16 protein-coding genes are annotated in these 19,179 nt (G+C 44.5%); 6 read left to right on the top strand and 10 right to left on the bottom strand.

Translation table 11 applies throughout. The features are described from left to right. Positions 1-32: 32 nt before the first annotated feature. The 4 genes from ACVBIU_RS12105 to ACVBIU_RS12090 form a co-directional block, all read right to left on the bottom strand. Positions 33-758, bottom strand: a complete 726-nt coding sequence (locus tag ACVBIU_RS12105) for a tetratricopeptide repeat protein (protein WP_447160847.1) — start codon at positions 756-758, stop codon at positions 33-35. A gap of 31 nt (positions 759-789) precedes the next feature. Further along, entirely contained in the window at positions 790-1,593 is an 804-nt protein-coding gene (locus ACVBIU_RS12100) for an FKBP-type peptidyl-prolyl cis-trans isomerase (protein WP_447160846.1), read from the bottom strand. Between the two features lie 38 nt (positions 1,594-1,631). Next, entirely contained in the window at positions 1,632-2,060 is a 429-nt protein-coding gene (locus tag ACVBIU_RS12095; protein ID WP_447160845.1) for a rhodanese-like domain-containing protein, read from the bottom strand. A gap of 66 nt (positions 2,061-2,126) precedes the next feature. Further along, positions 2,127-4,157: a multiheme c-type cytochrome gene (locus tag ACVBIU_RS12090; protein ID WP_447163878.1), complete on the bottom strand. Its 2,031-nt coding sequence runs from the start codon at positions 4,155-4,157 to the stop codon at positions 2,127-2,129. Between the two features lie 545 nt (positions 4,158-4,702). Between ACVBIU_RS12090 and ACVBIU_RS12085 the strand changes: the two genes are divergently transcribed. The 3 genes from ACVBIU_RS12085 to ACVBIU_RS12075 are packed head-to-tail and all read left to right on the top strand — an operon-like array spanning position 4,703 to position 7,726. Further along, positions 4,703-6,694 (top strand): heme lyase CcmF/NrfE family subunit, encoded by a 1,992-nt coding sequence (locus ACVBIU_RS12085; RefSeq protein WP_447163877.1) that lies wholly within the window; start codon positions 4,703-4,705, stop codon positions 6,692-6,694. Beyond that, the gene (locus ACVBIU_RS12080; protein ID WP_447160842.1) at positions 6,691-7,149 is read left to right on the top strand and encodes a cytochrome c-type biogenesis protein; all 459 of its coding nucleotides are present in this window, start codon (positions 6,691-6,693) and stop codon (positions 7,147-7,149) included. The genes ACVBIU_RS12085 and ACVBIU_RS12080 overlap by 4 nt, the downstream gene beginning before the upstream one ends. After that, complete coding sequence (locus ACVBIU_RS12075; RefSeq protein ID WP_447163876.1) at positions 7,142-7,726, top strand: TlpA family protein disulfide reductase; 585 nt, start codon at positions 7,142-7,144, stop codon at positions 7,724-7,726. The genes ACVBIU_RS12080 and ACVBIU_RS12075 overlap by 8 nt, the downstream gene beginning before the upstream one ends. A 163-nt stretch (positions 7,727-7,889) precedes the next feature. Here the strand turns inward: ACVBIU_RS12075 and nhaC are convergent, their stop codons facing one another. Beyond that, positions 7,890-9,416 carry a Na+/H+ antiporter NhaC gene (gene nhaC, locus ACVBIU_RS12070; RefSeq protein WP_447163875.1) on the bottom strand — a complete coding sequence of 509 codons (1,527 nt, stop codon included), beginning with the start codon at positions 9,414-9,416 and terminating at the stop codon, positions 7,890-7,892. Between the two features lie 474 nt (positions 9,417-9,890). Between nhaC and ACVBIU_RS12065 the strand changes: the two genes are divergently transcribed. Together ACVBIU_RS12065 and ACVBIU_RS12060 are read left to right on the top strand one after the other, a co-directional pair. Continuing rightward, the gene (locus ACVBIU_RS12065; RefSeq protein WP_447163874.1) at positions 9,891-10,118 is read left to right on the top strand and encodes a hypothetical protein; all 228 of its coding nucleotides are present in this window, start codon (positions 9,891-9,893) and stop codon (positions 10,116-10,118) included. 151 nt (positions 10,119-10,269) lie between these two features. Further along, positions 10,270-10,848: a nucleoside triphosphate pyrophosphohydrolase family protein gene (locus tag ACVBIU_RS12060; protein ID WP_447160838.1), complete on the top strand. Its 579-nt coding sequence runs from the start codon at positions 10,270-10,272 to the stop codon at positions 10,846-10,848. 74 nt (positions 10,849-10,922) lie between these two features. Here the strand turns inward: ACVBIU_RS12060 and ACVBIU_RS12055 are convergent, their stop codons facing one another. The 5 genes from ACVBIU_RS12055 to ACVBIU_RS12035 form a co-directional block, all read right to left on the bottom strand. Then, entirely contained in the window at positions 10,923-11,969 is a 1,047-nt protein-coding gene (locus ACVBIU_RS12055) for a hypothetical protein (protein WP_447163873.1), read from the bottom strand. A 210-nt stretch (positions 11,970-12,179) separates the two neighbouring features. Beyond that, positions 12,180-12,710 (bottom strand): hypothetical protein, encoded by a 531-nt coding sequence (locus tag ACVBIU_RS12050; RefSeq protein ID WP_447160836.1) that lies wholly within the window; start codon positions 12,708-12,710, stop codon positions 12,180-12,182. Between the two features lie 254 nt (positions 12,711-12,964). Beyond that, complete coding sequence (gene ubiA / locus ACVBIU_RS12045; RefSeq protein WP_447160835.1) at positions 12,965-13,831, bottom strand: 4-hydroxybenzoate octaprenyltransferase; 867 nt, start codon at positions 13,829-13,831, stop codon at positions 12,965-12,967. A 206-nt stretch (positions 13,832-14,037) separates the two neighbouring features. After that, positions 14,038-16,203 (bottom strand): DNA helicase II, encoded by a 2,166-nt coding sequence (gene uvrD, locus ACVBIU_RS12040; RefSeq protein ID WP_447160834.1) that lies wholly within the window; start codon positions 16,201-16,203, stop codon positions 14,038-14,040. 144 nt (positions 16,204-16,347) lie between these two features. Beyond that, a complete protein-coding gene (locus ACVBIU_RS12035) occupies positions 16,348-16,701 on the bottom strand; it encodes a RidA family protein (protein WP_447160833.1) in 354 nt (117 codons plus the stop codon). Positions 16,702-17,063: 362 nt separating this feature from the next. Between ACVBIU_RS12035 and ACVBIU_RS12030 the strand changes: the two genes are divergently transcribed. After that, positions 17,064-19,148 carry a putative bifunctional diguanylate cyclase/phosphodiesterase gene (locus tag ACVBIU_RS12030; RefSeq protein WP_447160832.1) on the top strand — a complete coding sequence of 695 codons (2,085 nt, stop codon included), beginning with the start codon at positions 17,064-17,066 and terminating at the stop codon, positions 19,146-19,148. The last annotated feature ends 31 nt before the right edge of the window (positions 19,149-19,179 follow it).

The raw sequence follows: 19,179 nt of genomic DNA, 5'->3' as shown, positions 1-19,179 counted from the left end.
TTGCTAGTACGTTTATTTGGGGTTATTAACCACTAGGATTTAACTTGCGTTAATTTGCCCTTAGACTTGTCGATGGCGAATTGAATTGCACCACGATTAAACGCTTGCACTTTATTGGTTAAAACAATATTCCAGTTATCAATCGCCTTTTGATAATTACCGTTAAGGTAAGCATCATTAGCCATTAATAATCGGGTATGTAATTCTTGGTGATGTAGAGTTAGCGCCCTCGCGATCACTAAAGAAGTGTCCATGTTGATAACGCGGTCATCGCGGTAGTACATAGACGTTGCTTTAAGCCCTAACGCTTCAGTGTTTTCGGCGTCTATCGCCAATAGTTGGTCTAAGGTTCCTAGCGCGTCGTTGTATAAGCCACCGTCAACATATGACTGGGCTAGCCCTAATAGCACTAGTGGATCACCGGGGTTTTCTATTGCGAGTTTCTGGCCTTTGTTAATATCTGCAACGAGCAAATAATCAATATTGTAATCAACCTTGGCTGAGTCCAAATTCTGATAACTGCCAACTGTTAAATAAAGTAAAGCTGAAACACTAATTAGAAAGAAACCAATGGTTCCAAAGTAATAATTATTGTTTTGATTAACCTCAACTGAGTCGAAGTTAATCGTAGAGCCAAAAAAGTGCCCAACATCTGATTCAAGTTCGCTGACTTTTTTGTCGTACCTTAAATGGTGACAAAAAAGGAACGCTGCCGAACAGAATAAAATAATGAGGATACTAATAAGTACAGTGTTCATTTTGGCTCTATATCAATAATTAATATCAAATTTATTTGTGTGGATTGGCGCCCATAGAGCCGCCCATCATGCCACCCATACCCATGCCACTCAGTCCCATGCCGTGAGCGCCTTCACCAGGTGCTTCAACTTTGACAAGTTCAACTTCAAATACCAAAGTCGAATGCGGCTGGATCATGCCAACAACACGGTCGCCGTAAGCAAGTGCAGGTGGAATCGTTAACTTAAATTTTGACCCTTGAGGCATCAAAGCAAGGGCTTCTTGCCAGCCTTCAATTACGGTAACTAAAGAGAAACGGTTAGGCTCGTCGCGATCATAAGTGCTGTCAAACTCAGTGCCATCAATCAAGGTGCCTTTGTAGTGCACAGTAACCACGTCATTGCCCGCTGGCATTGCGCCGTCACCCATGGTGATCACTTCATACTGCAACCCAGACTCAGTCTGTTTAACGTCGCTGTTTTTAGCGTTTTCAGCCATGAAAGCAACACCTGCTGCCAAGTTCTTAGCAGTCAGAGCATCTAACTTGACTTGCTTAGCCGCATTGAGCGTTTCAGCACGTTGGTTTAGGTAAGTCACAATTTCCTCTTTAGACATTTTTGTCTCATCTTTCAAAGCGTCGAGTAAACCGTTAACCACCTGAGCCATATCCACTTCAGCGCCTAACTGAGATTGGCCATATACCTGACTAGAGATATGGTGGCCAAATGATGCACCTATGCTGTACGATTCCTTTTCAACGTCAGTGGTCAAATCGCTATTAGCGAAACATGACACAGATACTGATAGGGTTAGACAAGACACAACGGCCAAGACACTTTTTTTAAGCTTTTTCATACAATCAATCTCACTAAAAAATAAATTTACATAATCCGTTATGGCTTTTCTGTTACTCGATTAGCTAAACGCCAGCCATATATTCCATCTGGCATCTGAAGCACCTGGGTGTAACCCAGTTTCATCACATGTCGAGCAGCAATTTCACTGGCATTACAAAGACGGTTTGCACAGTAGAAAACCATCAGTGCGTCTTTGTTTTTTGGCAGCAAGTCTTTCCAATTTTTTACGTTGAAATAAACAGCGCCTGGAATGAATCCTTCTGCCCATAATTCCAATGTGTTGACATCAAAGAAGTAAACTCCCTCTTTGCCCACTAAGGTTTGTGCTTCCATCATGGTGATCGTATTAAGCGGCTCATCATAATATGTAGCAGGGCCCATCTCTTGGCCACCACCGGCATAACTGCCCGCTGATAGCATTGATAACAAGACGGTGAAAACGACACTTCCCAGTACTCTATTCATATTTTCTCTCTTTGTTACCTCAACCTAAGCGTGCCTAGGTTGAGGTCGGTATAAACTCAATTACATTTATTTAGCGCTGTAACCAACACCGTCAAGAATGTTTTGAGCTTGGGTAACATAAGTTAGTGCTGCGTCTAGACGCTTCTGGCTGTAACGGAAGCCATGAACACCCCATGAGCCATCTTTCTTAATTAGCTCAATCGTTTCTTGTGCTTTCTCAGCTAGCATTAGGACTTCAGTCTTGTCTGCAGTAGACAACTTAGTCACTTCTAGTAGCATGTCGATACGCTCAAGAGCTTGTTCAACTTCGGCATAAACCGCTTTAACAGGCTTTTGCATCTTCATCACTTCGCCGTAGATTTCCATCTGGTCGTCGTAATGTAGGCCCGTTTCTAGCTCAGACTGGAATGGGCTGTGACAACCCTTGTTGTCCACTACGTCTTTGTCAGAAATCGCGGTACGAGCACAAGTCCACATTAAGTCTAAGTAGTTGTGACCGTCTTCGTTCTTAGCGACTGTCCAGCCTTTCACGCTTGAATCACGTGGTTGACCTTCAGGTGGGTTAAGTGTCTTACGCTCTGGGTCGATATCAATCTTCCACATGTGTGTACGACGAACCGCGTCAAAACCTGCGCTGTCTGGGAACTGAATCGCAGCGAAGTTTTCACAACTACCCATGTTTGGCATGTGACAGCTTTGACAAGTTTGGTTGCTGTGCGTGTCAGTGTTGTCAGCAATCGTTGCTTGCGCTTCGTGACAGTCAACACAGTCTTTCTTCAACTTTGGCGTAGAGAAACCAGATAGGAAATCGCCGTCAGTTACTTCATGTGGATCGTGACAAGTTGTACAACGCATGCCTTTCTCGTAGTGAGCAGAAGCAAACATTTGCGAGCCTTCAGTACCACAAGATGGACAAGCAGACTTCATGTATACGCCAAATGCGTATTCCATTTTCTCTTGTGCTTGCTCTGTATCAGCTAGTGCGTCAACGAAGAAGAAGCGCTGGTGACAACGTTCACAGTTAGACTGCATACCGCCAGTACCGCCATCTAAGTGACCGCCCGCGCCATGACACTCTTCACAAGCAATACCTTTAGAGATAGTGTGCTCTTGAAGCTTCTTAGCATCGCCAAGTGCATCAAAGAACTCTTGCTGGTTTTGGAAGTCAAACTTGTACGTGTGGCACATTTCACAGTAAGAGCTACCTGGCTGGAATAGCATCTCTTTTTCGTACTTAGCACCGTATGAAGTCATACCCCATTTGTGCGAACCTGTATCACCAAATTCTTCAAGTGTTACTGGGAACTCTGGAATGGCTTTATTAATTTTCTTAGCCATTTCTGGCGTTAACCACTCAGCCCAACCACGTGAGAACTGGTTACCACCAGCAACCATTTTACCGGTGCCTTCAGATAACAAACCGTCACGAACGTGGTAAGTACCGCGTACTAACCATGAATCTAGGAAACCGTACTTAGTACGTGGTGTACCGATAATCGCGTAAACGTCGTTTGCACGAACACCGTCTGGTAGCATTGATGCTTCGCTGCCGTACAGTGGCGCGTTTAAGTCGCCGTTTGGTACTTCTTTATCAGTAATTTCACTTGGGAAACGTACTACGTTAGCGTGACGCGAACGTTGCCATTTCTCATATTGAGTCGCGTGACATTCTGCACACTTCTCTGGACCTACGAAGTTGTTTGGGAAATCCAAAGTAGACTTAGCACCAAGGCGGTACTGAACTGCACTTGGACGACCTACACGCTTGCTGTATGCCTGGCTTCCGCCAGTATCTAAATACTCTTCACCACGGTCACTAATATGGTAATCACCAATTAAGTTACCTTCTTCTTGATATTTGAACATTGGATGGTTTTGAAATAAGAAATCAAATAACTCATCTTCTTGAACAATATAATCGTGCAGTGATTTAACACCTGTTCTTTCTTCTGTACCAGCATAGTTTGCGATTGCATTCTTAGCCGATGCACCCATTTCTGGGATGCTATTGTATTTATCACCAGCAGCACTAGCGTTACCTATTGCGCCGAAACAAAACAGCACACTTGCGGCTGCTTTAAGTTTCCAACTTTTCATCATCACTCCTAGATATATCTAGTTATAGTATTTTCATCATCATTCAACTAAGTCACTCTCTTGTTAACTGAACAACTGAACAATTGAGTTGACGCTATTTTCCACATCTTTTTTGCGAAAAATATGCGTCACTGCAAGAAATGAGATCTAGAAAAGTGCAGATAGTAAAAAACCAGTGAAAACACATTAAATACAACAACTTAAACAAACATACCGAGTGTGTTTTTCATTTGTAATAGCATTTTTTGATATCTAAAAGAACCTAAAAAAAGCGCCTTTAGACGTGAAAAAATATCACTGCGTAGCTGGAGTGCAATAAAGGTTAGAGAGGTCACAAAACACTTCACTAATATACCCTACCCTTAGCCTTAACGGCCTGTTTAAGGCTTTGCTTGAATAGTTGCACATAAAGTAGTGAATTAATGAAAAGTAAGAATAGCTATATAACAACGGCTAGAAACTAATATTAAACCACACAGAAAAATCATTAATAAAAGAATATAACCAACCCAATAATTTATTAGAACATAGAGAATATAATTAAGATGATCCCAGAACTCGGACTTATTTTTCTAATAATTAGCACTGTGTCGGCCTTGTTGCTTTCATTTATCCCTCTTTATGCTTCTTATACAAAAAATAGCTACCTGTTTAGCTATGTAAAGTCATTAACAGCATTAATGACCGTTACCATTAGCGCCTCTATTTTGTGTTTATTGATCTCTTTCCTGCTTGATGACTTTTCAGTGGCCTATGTTGCCAATCATTCCAATACTCAATTAGCGACCTTATATAAAGTGGCCGCGGTGTGGGGCAGCCATGAGGGTTCCATGTTGTTTTGGGTGGTATCCATCGCGATTTGGGGTTGTTTAATCGTGTTTTCATCGCGCTATCAAGACCCACTGTTTATTGGCCGCATGATTGCTATATTGGCGTTTGTGATTGCAGGCTTTAACTTGTTTATGCTGTTTACCTCTAATCCTTTTGCCCGCTTGCTACCTAACTTTCCAATTGAAGGTCGCGACCTTAACCCCATTTTGCAAGACATAGGGTTAATCTTTCACCCACCGATGTTGTTTTTAGGCTACGTGGGGTTAACTGTTACTTTTGCTGCGGCGATTGCGGCTTTGCTTGGCGGCCAATTTACTCAACAGCACGCCAGTTATCTGCGCCCTTGGGCGCTCATGGCGTGGGTATTCTTAACGGGCGGTAATGCCTTTGGTTCATGGTGGGCTTATAACGAGCTTGGCTGGGGCGGATGGTGGTTCTGGGATCCGGTAGAAAACGCCTCGTTTATTCCTTGGCTGGTAGCCACCGCCCTGCTGCACAGTGTCGTACTGAGCCAGCAACGTAGCAGCTTTAAAATAGCCACCTTATTACTGTGTTTATTGGCGTTCTCTTTGAGTTTACTCGGCACCTTCTTGGTGCGCTCTGGCATTGTGCAGTCGGTGCATGCTTTTGCCTCAGATCCCACTCGCGGCATGTCGATTCTATTCCTGCTTGGGGTATTCGTGTGTGGCGCGCTTACCCTGTTTGCCCTAAAAGCCAACCAGATAAAATCCAAGTCGGAATTTGCGCTACTATCGCGCGACACCATAATGCTGCTGGGTAATATCGTATTAGTGGTGGCGGCTATCTCTGTATTACTCGGAACCTTCTACCCGCTGCTATTTGAACTGCTTAATTTAGGTACGCTGTCGGTGGGTGCACCTTATTTCAATAGCATCTTTGTGCCGCTCACCTTCGTGGCGGTATTGCTCATGGGCGCGGCGCCATTGCTCAAGTGGCAACAGCAGTCGTTCAATCGCTTATACCCACTTGCAGGACTTTTCGCGCTAGCTGCCATCATAGGTGTATTAGTGGCCATGCAAACTCGCGACGGCTTTAACCCTTGGGTATGGCTTGGCGCAACGGCGGCAAGCTGGGTGGTGCTGACATTAAGTTATTTAGTATTTAGCCTTCGCCAGCAAGGCTTAGCGGTTATCGCTACCAAGTCGGCGATGATGATTGCTCACTTTGGCGTGGCAATCACCATTATCGGCGCCACGGCGGTATCTAACTTTGAAACGGAGGAGCTATTAAGAATGGGCCCAGGCCAAGGTAAAGTCGTGGCAGGCTACACCTTTGTATATGAAGATACGGTTGATGTGGACGCTAAGAGCTACACCGCGATTCAGGCCAATATTCGTGTAACCGATAGCGATGATAACGTTGTTGGTTACATTACCCCTCAGCGTCAAACCTTTAAAACCAACGCCATGGAGACGACTCAAGCGGGCATTATGCGCAACCTAGTGCGCGACCTGTATGTATCTAGCGGTCAGCAGCTTAGCGAGACTGAATACTTAGTGCGTATTAGCCATAAACCGCTAGCGTGCTGGATCTGGATTGGCGGCTTGATGATGATGCTTGGCGGCGTTATTGCTGCTCTGTCTGGTCTTTATCAGCTACGCCTGCGTAGCTGCCAAACAGCTAACACACCGTATCAAGCTGCTGCCTGTAAAACTGCAGCCTGTAAAGCAGGAGATCTCGCATGAGTAAAGCTTACACCTCATCGTTAATCCGCTTGTTAGCAGGCTTGGCTATTTTGCTGTGCATCAGTCTTTCGGTGCAAGCGTCAGCCCAAGCGGCTAGCGACAAAATCCACTACACCCAAGATCAAATTCGTGATTTGGGCTTTGAAATCGCCCACGAGCTACGCTGCCCGATGTCGGTCAACCAAAACCTATTTGATTCGGGGGCACCGATTGCGAGCGAGCTTAAAGGTCAGATTTTTTTAATGCTAGAACAAGGTGAGTCCAAAGCTGAGATCATCGACTTTTTAGTACAACGCTATGGCGAAAAAATCAGATACCAACCTAGCTTTTCAGCCGCAACGGCGGTGCTGTGGTTTGGGCCGATATTGCTACTATTTGGCATTATTGCGTTTGCAGTAATGTGGATCCGTGAACAACGTAAACATCAAGACATGAAGGCTAACACCTATGAATAAAACACACCTGCTGAGCGGCTTACTGGTGCTCTCATCTTTGCTTATGCCAGCTCAGGCGCAAGTTGCTTCAACCAAGGTTTATAACACTGGTGACGCCATTGAAAAGCCGCTAATTATGTCACGCTTTATCGAAATGCAATCGGCGCGATCAGTACCTGAAGTAAAGTTTACCGACACCAAGGGCGATGAGATCAGCCTAAAACAGTTTAAGGGCAAGCTGGTGCTAGTGAATCTGTGGGCCACATGGTGTGCACCGTGCATTAAAGAGATCCCGCAGATGGAAAACATCCGCCAAGTGAATAAGAATAACGACTTGGTGGTGGTACCTATCTCTATCGATGAAGAGAGTGACAAGGTGCAAGCTTTCTTAGAGCGTCATAAACTTGGCCATTATCAGACCTGGTTAGACCCAAAGAAAAGCATCGATCAGGTGATGCCTGCTGACGTTGTCCCTGCAACTTATGTATTTGACGGCTCGGGTAACCTTGTGGGTTTCTTGCGTGGCTACCTCGATTGGGGCGACAAAGAGGTGCAACCTTACCTTGAAAAGCTGACGGCAAAATACGCGAAGCGTTAGTTCTAGGATCAAGGCTCAAGATCCTAGGTCCTAAAGTGATTTTCACCCTCTCCATGGTGATATTTGGCTTTGCTAATTGCTGCATTAATAACAGTTATTAATTGCTACGGCCAAACGCCTTGTCGGGGACTAACTGACAAGGCTTTTTTTTGCTTAGCGTTTACTAACCAACCGCTGTAACAGGCTTTTCTTCAACCGGCTCTATACGCTCAATCTTAAAATCATATTTTGCGTAAGCAGCACTAATCAACGGGCAAACTAAGTTAAAAAAGGCATAAGGCAGATAAGCCACTGTCGCCACCCCAAGAGTACTGGCCATATAGGCGCCGCACGTGTTCCACGGAATTAACGGACTAGTAATCGTGGCAGAATCTTCTAGTGCTCGGCTAAGGTTCACAGGGGCTAAACCTCGTTTTGCGTATTCCACTTTAAGCATGCGTCCAGGTAGCACGATGGCAATAAACTGATCGGCGGTAATTAAGTTGGCACCTATACCACTCGCTAACGTTGTCAAAATCAAGCTACCACTTGATTTCACTAGGCCTAAGATACTTTGCAAAATACGCTTTAACAGGCCTGTGACTTCCATAATACCGCCAAAGGTCATGGCGCATAAAATGAGCCACACTGTATTGATCATGCTGCTCATGCCACCGCGGCTGAGGAGATTATCTAATACTTCATCACCTGTGTTAGCTGTGTAGCCGTTAAACATCGCTACCCAAATACCTTTCACCAGTGCAACCACGGGCATTAGGCTGGCATCATTGGCAAACTTGACCACATTCTCAAACTGAAATAGTGCCGCGCATACAGCACCTGCGATGGTACCGATTATTACAGTCGGAAATGCCGGGATTTTTTTCCAGGCCAAGATCAACACCACAAGTAGTGGTAATAACAGATGAGCACCGGGGTTAAATTGCGTATCAATAAGGTATAAGGTCGTTTCAAAGTTATTATTATCGACGCTCGCCTGGGTGTTAAAACCTAAGATTAAAAAGCCAATCATGGCGATAATGATACTGGGGGCAGTCGTCCATATCATGTGGCGAATATGACTGAATATATCCGTGCCCGCGACCGCAGGAGCCAAATTAGTGGTGTCTGACATTGGTGACATTTTATCACCAAAATAGGCGCCACTGATGATGGCACCGGCAGTAATTTCCACATTAAGCCCCATAGCCGAAGCCACACCGACCAAGGCAATGCCTAAGGTACCTGCGACTGTCCACGAGCTACCGATACTGATCGCCACCACGGCGCATAGTAAGCAACAGGCCGCATAGAAATACTCAGGGTTGAGCACTAACATACCGTAATAGATCATGGTGGGCACCGTACCTGCGAGCACCCAAGCTCCTATCAAAGAACCGACTGTGAATAAGATTAATATGGCGCCCGTTGCGACACCTATACTGCGAACAATTCCTTGCTCCATCTCAGTCCAGCTGTAGCCATTTTTCCAACCGATAAGTAAGCCGATACAGCCCGCCATAATCAAAGCGATTTGATTGGCACCGTAGGAGCTGTCGGACGAAAACAGATACACGGCGGCAGTGAGCATCATGACCAAAGCGATTATCGGGATCAGGGCGTCGAGCAGTGAAGGAGCGCGATGTCGACTATCTTCTATAGGGTCAATAGTCACCGACTCTGACTGTTGAAGATCATTATTGGAGCTCATGAGGTATCCTCTTATTATTCTTACCTATGCTAAGCACTCAACGCTGTAACGGGTCGCCTTTACGACGAGCAGAACAGCTAAATGTTATGGATATGAGCGATAGGCTGGAGCAGCATCCTTACATAAAATTAACAACACCGTCTAGCGTGGAGCTTGGGCGCTGGTGCCACCCTAGTCTTTCGTGCATATGAAAATAGCCTAGCCATTCAAACTAATCACTCTATATCGATTAAATATGCAAACAATACCCATATTTAAAAACCCACCTAACGCGTGATAAAAATTCATCTCAGAATGGTTTATCGGTTAAAATGGCAACAATTATGCAAAATAAGTTGGAAGCATGACTCTTATGGCTTATATCAAAAATAGAGTGAGCAGCGATGTTTATATCACTGCTTAAATAAGGCATTTCAATGAGCAGTTAAAATAAGAAGTTAAATGAGCAGAAACTGAGGAAGTGAAGCCATAATTATGCGTCATTTTAGCATTAGCCGATTAAGCACCAGTATAGGAATCGTTAAGCTCCAGGGCGAAATACAGCAAGCAAAAACGATCACTATGACCCAATTTTCTATCATGGGTACCGATGGCTGGTTCGAGCTTGATCTGACTCATCAAGACAGTCAAAACTTAATCAATCAGATCCAAGCTGAAATTGTGGCTCACCTTACAATATCACTGAGCTCTAGAGCACAATAAATCAATAGCTTGTTGATACTATTACTTAGCCTTAAGACCTGATCCGCCCCCACTCAGACATTTTCAATTACGCAGCACGGCTTTCCTTTGCAGACTCATTTCTTTAGTATGGCGACTCTTAAATCTATTTAGCAGCAAAGGCATATTACCGATGAAATTATCCGCTTTGGATCAGCCACTATACGATCACTTATATCGCGATATTCGAGAGTTTCGCTTAACTTTCGATCTACCGATTGAAGATATCAGCACTCTGGATGATAAAGCCGATACGCTACACACATCGCTTGCGATAGAAGAGCTAACCGAGCTTGCTGAGGCCGATAGCCGTGTAGAGCAAGCCGATGCTATCGTCGATTCAATTTATGTATTAATGGGCAGGTTAGTGCATTTAGGCGCAACTCAAGTGAGTGATCGTCTTGAAATCAGCTACGTTATCGATTTACTTTTACATGTGGCCAAAAACCGTGAGATCGACTTTGTCACCTGTTGGGATGAAGTGCACTCAAGCAATATGAGCAAGGTGTGCCGTAACGAGCAAGAGCTTGCTGAGACTGTCGAATTTTACGCCAAGCAAGGCGTGGAAATTGTGGGTAGCACCAAGGGTGATTTTATCATTGCCAAGTGCGCTAAAGACGTTGATATGGCCGGTAAAATAGTTCGTCAAGGTAAGGTGCTTAAGTCGGTTTACTACCGCCCTGCCGATCTAGAAAAGTTAGTTAAAGCATAATTTTGCTTCAAACCAATACAGCAGCTATCTTGCTGTATTGGTCTATTCAAATATCAACTCAGACAAGAATATAACTAAGCCGCTTGCGCTACGTTGATGAGTTCCGTTAGCGCTGTAGGCTGATCAACATGTAAATACAGCTGCTGTATATCTTCTGGTAACACACTCATAGCGCCATAATAACGCTGTGGAACCTTCAGTTTTATCTGTACATTACTGTCACCACGGCCTAAGTGCACCTGCTCGGTTTGTTCTTTCGTCCCATCATCACTTAATAACTTACTGCGGCGATACTGGCCAACATTGATGGCTTCGATGTCAGTTAACGGCAACATAATAAAGCCCCAGACGCCGGCATTAATCACCAAATATTGCTGATGTAAGTAGACACTGTAATAGCGAGCAAGACGATAGTTCGCCCTCGCCATCACTAAGCAGTAACCAATAAAGCTCGAGACTAAAATGGCGGCAATCACACTCCATGATGCCAACAGCCAATAACTCAGTACCGTAGCCGACAATATACCTAAGTTAACTAACAAGTAGTGCCAACGCGAAGCTGACCAAAGTTGCAGTTTGCACAGTGCTGGCGGGTGCTGCCTAGATAGATGATTTAAAGCATAAAACCAGTTCACCACTTCCATCGCCAATGTCATTGCCACGCCATGAGCTTGCAGTGCTTTTTCAGTTAGAGGCTTGCCTTGCACGCCATCATGGATATGTAGGCGCGGATCACCGGGTAATTTTCGCCCTTGCCATAAAGACTTAACCACGCGGTATATTAGCGTTACTTGCAGCATCAATAGCACCACAATAATCGGATAGCGGATCCAACTAATAAACTCGAAATAACTCGCAAGTTCGGTAGGAAAGCTAAATCGCGCCATCAAACTACTCAAACTGAATATAAGCAACATTTTCCACCAATGCTGCTGGCCAATATAGATAATGCAGTAGCCATAAATTGCAGGCAATAACACAAAATAGCCAATCGAGCTGGCAACGGTTAGCCACTGTTCAACAGGAGTTACCATTGACTCTGGCAGCCAGTAAAAACCTGCCGAATAGACCATAATGGCACAAAACAAAAATATTAAACGGTACTTAACGCTACGACGCATTCTAAGACCCTTGATGGTTGTTAAGTATTTGTTATAGCAGATATAGTAACGCTATTGCCATAAAAGAAGGCGAAAGATTTTGAAGGGTCATTGAAACCGGTGACAAGGTGAACTCTGCACGTAAATGAGGCGCAGACATCACCAACCAACTAAATAACTCAGAGAAGTTCAAGCTTATACCGTGACAATACTGCAATAATTTAATACCGATTAACTGATCCCGCGCTGCTCGATTTTCAAGATACAGGGCGTTTTGATTACAACCTTGGCACTTTTATGAGTGAACTTATGCTCATACCAATGTATGTACAAACGCAGCTCTATATTGTCACTAAAATTATTGCTGTTATAAAAGTCGCGATAACAGCGACTATGCTCTAAATATCCCCCGTGATAGAGCTTTAACATGCGTTGACCTATGTGAATTTCTCGAAAGTCGACACCATGGGCAGAGTTATGAGGAAAACGATACTCACCATAACGGTACTGACCATCAAGTACCTCGATGTTCCGCCCTTTAGTTAGCAATGAATTTAATTGCAATGCATCAACCCGACTGGTTAAACATAACCCACTAAGGGCTACGCAACTCACTATTGCGAATGTCCAACGAATAAACCCTTGGGGCTTAAAGCGACTGACCAATAACCAAATAAGTAAAATAGAGACGCTGATACACAATAGAGCTAACTCATAATCGGCCCACTGCCCCGCCTCATAAGTCGTATTCCAAGCTGCCATAATCCCTCCGTAGCCACCAAATCCCTTTGTGTTTACTACCCGATACGTTAGCTAGCCAATATGTCATTTAGATGACCCTTTATAAGGGCTAGCTGATTGGTATGAGTATAGTCAGGAATATCTGGCTCTGTTGTATACGAAAGGGAAGCTAATCGAAGTCCTACTTGGGGCATAAAAAAACGCCTCATTATGAGACGTTTTATATGACTAACTTGATATGAAAGCTTATATGAAGAGCTCAGTGGGTTTAGCGCTTAACCTAGGACTAAATAGTCTAATATCAGTGCAGTAAACAACACAAAACCCGCCCAGTTATTATTTAAAAAGGCAGTAAAGCAAGGTCCACGTTCGCGGCCATAAATCAATTTTTGTTGATAAACACCAAAACCAATGAAGGCCAAAATACCTAGGCCGTAAATCTCACCCCGGCCAGCAAGCATGCCCGCAATAATAAAGCAGCTTAGTGCCGCAAACTGAAACGCTGCAATAATCTGCCTGTCGTAGCGGCCAAATAGAATCGCTGTAGACTTAATACCAACCTTCAAATCATCATCGCGGTCCACCATGGCGTACATGGTGTCATACGCCACAGTCCAGCACCAGTTAGCAGCAAATAGCCACCACGCTTCAATCGGTACCGCGCCAGTTTGGGCTGCATAGGCCATAGGAATAGACCAGCTCCACACTGTGCCGAGGAACATTTGCGGCATATTAGTGTAGCGTTTGGTAAAGGGGTAAATAATGGTAAGAATAATACCGACAATAGAAAGTTTGACCACCAGAGGATTGAGCATTAGCACTAAAGCGAAAGCAAGCAGTGCCATGACGACAAACAAGAGTAGCGCCTCTTTACTTGAGACTTCACCGCTCGCGAGCGGTCTGGCTTTAGTGCGCTCCACATGCGAGTCAAGATCCCTATCGGCATAGTCGTTGATGATACAGCCGCAGGCTCGCATCACCACCACGCCGATAACAAAAATAATAAAGACCTTAAGATCGGGCAAGCCACCAGCGGCAAACGTTAAGGCCATCAAACAGGGCCACAATAACAACAAGGTACCAATGGGACGGTCCATACGCGCGAGTCGCATATAAACGTCTAGTTTATCCCTTACATTCATGATTAGGCTCTCCTACAACGTCTTCGGCCTTAGTTTTGTAACCGCATTATGACTGAGCTGTAACAGTATTCAACCAGTATTGAGATAAATAAAATCAGTGCCGGTTTTATCGGCTAAAAATAAGGCTGAGCTTCACGCTCAGCCTTAGATTCAATGGTCGTTAATCGCGTAATATCCAAGCTGCTATCTATAACTGCTTAGCTGTATTACACCTTCTCTAAACGGGCGTAAGCGATCACTAACCACTTGCTGCCCACGTCGAAAAAGTTAACCTGAATACGTGCCTGCGCACCACTACCTTCATAATTGGTCACTGTGCCTTCACCAAATTTCGGGTGCATAACACGTTGACCTATCTTAAAACCTGAATCATTGAAGCTATCGTCTTGCTTGCTAAAGCGAGTGCTCACTGCAGGCGCTGACACTTGAGTGCGCATGCGGATCTCTTGCACATATTGCTCTGGGATCTCTTTAACAAAACGCGACGGTCTCGCAAAGCTTTCACGGCCATAGATACGTCTAGACTCAGCATAAGTGATATACAGCTTTTGCATGGCGCGGGTCATACCCACATAACAAAGGCGGCGCTCTTCATCGAGACGATCCCCCTCATCAATCGCCATTTGGCTTGGGAATAAACCTTCTTCAACCCCTGCCATAAATACCATTGGGAACTCAAGACCTTTGGCCGAGTGCAATGTCATCAATTGCACCGCATCGGTAAACTCGTCCGCCTGGCCTTCACCGGCTTCTAATGCCGCATGCGACAAGAAAGCATTAAGCTCACCCATATCTTCAATTTCTTCAGGCATCACAAAGCTGCGTGCAGCCGTGACCAATTCTTCTAAGTTCTCAACACGAGCGCGCGCCTTTTCACTCTTCTCCGCTTCATACATCGCCTTAAGACCCGATGTTTGAATAACATGGTCTGTCATGCGGTGCAAAGATTGCTCGTCGGTGTCCATTCGCATGGCGATAATCAAATCCATAAAGCCACGCACTGCATTCGCGGCGCGCCCAGCAAGGACTTTCTCTTCTAGTAAGCGAACACTCGCTTCCCACAAGGTCATCTCTTGTTGGCGTGCAGTCGTGCGAATAATGTCTAAGGTACGGTCGCCAATACCACGGGTTGGGGTATTCACCACACGTTCAAAGGCGGCATCATCATTTTTATTGTTGATAAGCCTTAAGTAACCCATGGCGTCTTTAATTTCTTGACGCTCGAAGAAGCGCAGGCCGCCATAAATACGATAGGCGATACCTTTGTGTAGCAAGGCTTCTTCCAATACACGTGACTGAGCGTTTGAACGATATAAAATGGCGCAATCTTCAAGCTTGCCGCCTTCATCTTGCCAGTCAGTAATGCGACCAACGATAAAGCGCGCTTCATCCATTTCATTAAACGCACAATACAGCCCTATCGGCTCGCCGTCTTTGTCGTCGGTCCACAGTTTTTTGCCCATGCGGTCTGGGTTATTGGCAATCAGCTCATTCGAAGCATTAAGGATATTGCCGCTTGAACGGTAATTTTGCTCTAATCGAATGGTTTGCGCTGCAGGGAAATCAGCTAAGAACTTATGTAAATTTTCAACCTGAGCGCCACGCCAGCCGTAAATAGACTGGTCATCATCACCAACGATCATCACGTTGGCAGTTGAACCTGCAAGCACGCGGATCCACGCATATTGAATGGCGTTGGTATCTTGGAACTCGTCCACCAATATGTGCTTAAATCTATCTTGGTAATGATCCAAAATATGCGGTTTGTTGAGCCATAACTCATGCGCTCTTAGCAGGATTTCAGCGAAATCTACCAGGCCAGCACGGTCACATGAGTCTTGATAGATTTGGTAGATCTTCAGTAAGTTTTGCTCAATCGGAAAACCGCCAGCATCGATATGCGATGGGCGTAGACCTAAGTCTTTCTTACCATTGATATAACCTTGGGCTTGTCTTGGCGGATACTGCTTCTCATCCAAGTTAAGGCTTTTTAGAATACGTTTGATTAGACGCAGTTGATCGTCTGAATCTAAGATCTGGAAGCTCTCAGGAAGATTAGCATCTTTATAATGGGTACGTAGCAATCTATGGGCTAAGCCGTGAAAGGTGCCGATCCACATACGGCCCACATTGCCACCAGCGACTTTTTCAACTCGCTCGCGCATCTCTTTCGCCGCTTTATTGGTAAAAGTTACCGCTAAAATGGCATAAGGGCTTTGCTGTTCAACCTGCATCAACCAGGCAATTCTATGGGTTAACACCCGCGTTTTGCCACTACCTGCACCCGCCAAAACTAGCATGCTAGATTGCGGTGCACCAACAGCTTCGCGCTGCTTGTCGTTTAGGCCGTCGAGTAAAGATGATACGTCCATTATTGCCTCCAAAAAATCAGGCGAGAAGTATAACAGAACCTAGGAACTCGGGGATAGAATTAGCGCGATTGCACTGGGTTAAAATCGAAGAGGGAATAGAGTTACCGAAGCGAAAATCCACCTCGGTAATGGGTCGGCCTAAGGTTAAGCTTTTTCAGCAGCAACCACTGAAATTTCAACTAACAGCGCTTCGCGCGCCATTTTAGCTTCAACACAGGCGCGTGCGGGTGCATGCCCTGCTGGAACCCATGCATCCCAAACTGCGTTCATTTGGGCAAAATACTGCATATCTTTAATATAGATAGTGGCAGATAAAATATGCTCTCTGTCGCTGCCCGCTTGCTCAAGTAAACTATCGACTTTTTCTAGCATGGTACGAGTCTGCTCCTCAATGCCCTGCTCAGCATCCTTAGCGACCTGGCCACATAAATAGATGGTACCGTTATGCTTTACGATACGGCTCATACGGGCTGCGGTTTCAATTCTTTCAATCGTCATTGTTAACTCTGTTACTCAATTAATTGGGTTATTAGCGTAATTCTAAATAATATCTCATTGATTAGCATCTGATTTATCTATGAAAAATTGTCAATACATCAGCGGGTATTTTGTTAGCATTGAGCTAATCTACCATTTATTGATTTAAGTCCTATACTTAGTTCAAAAAAGTAATCAACGGATTTGATTGCTGATTGTTTAAAGGACTAAATATGGTTTATCCAAAAACCCAGTTTTTCTTACTCTACCAAGACCATTGTGTCTTTTACTCTACTTTTTTAGAGCATCTTCGCTATACGACAGCCTTGTTAACTCATTTTCAATTGCAATTAAATCCTCAAAGCTGCGTGAGGATCTGAGGTATGCAACCAAATACAAAGCGCTCAATCATCTCTAAGAACCTATGCCTAGTCATGGTTATTTTCAACGCCAGCATAGGGTTATTTTGGTTATTAGATCTCTCTAGCCAACACTCAACATTATCAATGATGCTGCCGCTATTTTTACTGGCTAATATTATCGTTCTGAGCCTGCTGAGCTGGCAGTTACATCACCACTCGACTCGCCTCAATCAACGAGTAAAAGCCAGAGAAAACAACCATGTGCAAAGACACAAAACATCGCAGCCCACTCGCACTCACAATGTGCCACTGGGTAACATAGAAGACAGCCTTAAACACGCCAATGAAAGCTTAACTGCGGCAGTGATTCAAACTCAAGCGATTGAGTCACGCCAAGCAGAGACTCAACTCTTCTCAACGATTTTAGATGCTATAGATGTTGCGATTTATGCCGTTGACAGCAAAGGGCAATGCATTTTTGCCAACCCACAATGTGCACGACTATTAGGCTATAACCACCCTGACCTCCTATTCAATTCAAATATCCAACAACTACTTTATCAACAAGATAACGCACAGGATTTTGAACTATCAATACAAGATCTTGAAGCTATCAAAAAAGATATTTTTTGGAAGGCTGATGGTACTCACTTCCCCGTCGAGTACAACTTACAACCACTGACGCTACATAATCAAAGCAATGGTGCCATCATCTCTTTTTATGACAATAGTGAACGCAAGAAAGCGGAAGAACTGATCCGTCGCCAGGCCCATTATGATGCCTTAACCGATCTGCCTAACCGCTTCTTGGCGTTAAAACGTCTTGAACAGTTAGTGAATGCCAGTGAAAGAAGCGGCAAAATGCTCGCTGTCATCTTCCTTGATTTGGATGATTTCAAAAAAATTAACGATTCACTGGGTCATGAAGCAGGAGATCAATTACTCATCACAGCCTCTAAGCGTCTATTAAAAACCACCAGAGCCGAAGATACTGTAGGCCGCTTAGGTGGCGATGAGTTTATTATTTTACTCGACGGCCTTTCGAGCGCTAACGATGCCCAACCTCTGGCGGAAAACCTCATCAGTGGTTTTAGAAAGCCATTTTATATCGACAATCGTCAACTCATTCTCACCGCGAGTATCGGTATCGCCATCTACCCTAACGATGGTGAAACCCCTTCTGAACTATTACGAAATGCCGATTCAGCCATGTACCATACTAAGAGTATTGGCCGTAACACATACTCTTACTTCACCCATGCAATGAACAAGGAGGTCTCTCGCCGTCTGGCTATCGAAGAACAGATCCACGGTGCCTTAGAGCGTGGTGAGCTTAGAGTTCATTATCAGATCCAACTCGACATTAGAGATGGCAGCATTATGGGGGCAGAGGCACTGTTACGTTGGAGCAATCCGGCGTTGGGTAACGTATCTCCTGCGGAGTTTATTCCGATTGCCGAGCAAACCGGCATGATTGAGCCTATGGGGGAGTTTGCTCTACAGCAAGCATTAGAGACTGCACAAATTTGGCAGAAAAAATTTAATGACAAGTTTAGGGTCGCAATAAACCTTTCGCCTCGTCAATTTAGGAATCCAAAGCTGGTACAAACCATTATTGATAACGTTAATCAGTTCGGCATGAAACCTGAGGATCTTGAGTTGGAGATCACTGAGGGCGTACTACTCAGCGGTCATGCTTATACGCTAGGTGCATTAATGGAGTTAAGCCAAGCCGGTTTTTGTATCTCAATGGATGATTTTGGTACCGGCTACTCTTCTCTTAGTTATTTAAAAACTTACCCATTTACCATACTGAAAATCGATCGTAGCTTTATTAATGATATGAATAAAGACGATAAGAGTAATGACCTTATTATCGCCACGATTGAAATGGCTCACGCTTTAGGCATTAGAGTGATTGCTGAGGGAGTAGAGACTCAGGAGCAACTCGACGAGTTAAGCTTTATGATGTGCGATTACGCTCAAGGCTTCTTGATCAGTAAGCCTGTACCGCTAAAAGAGCTATTAAAAATTGGCTTTCGCTACAAAAAAGTACATCAAAAAAACGCATTAAAAAATGAATCTGAAACCTTAAAAGTTATTTAACTGAACCGAAAAAATGACTAATCTTTACACC

Source organism: Shewanella sp. 30m-14 (assembly GCF_052977125.1).
The sequence above is the reverse complement of the archived record's forward strand: the minus strand, read 5'-3'. Positions and strand labels throughout refer to the sequence as shown.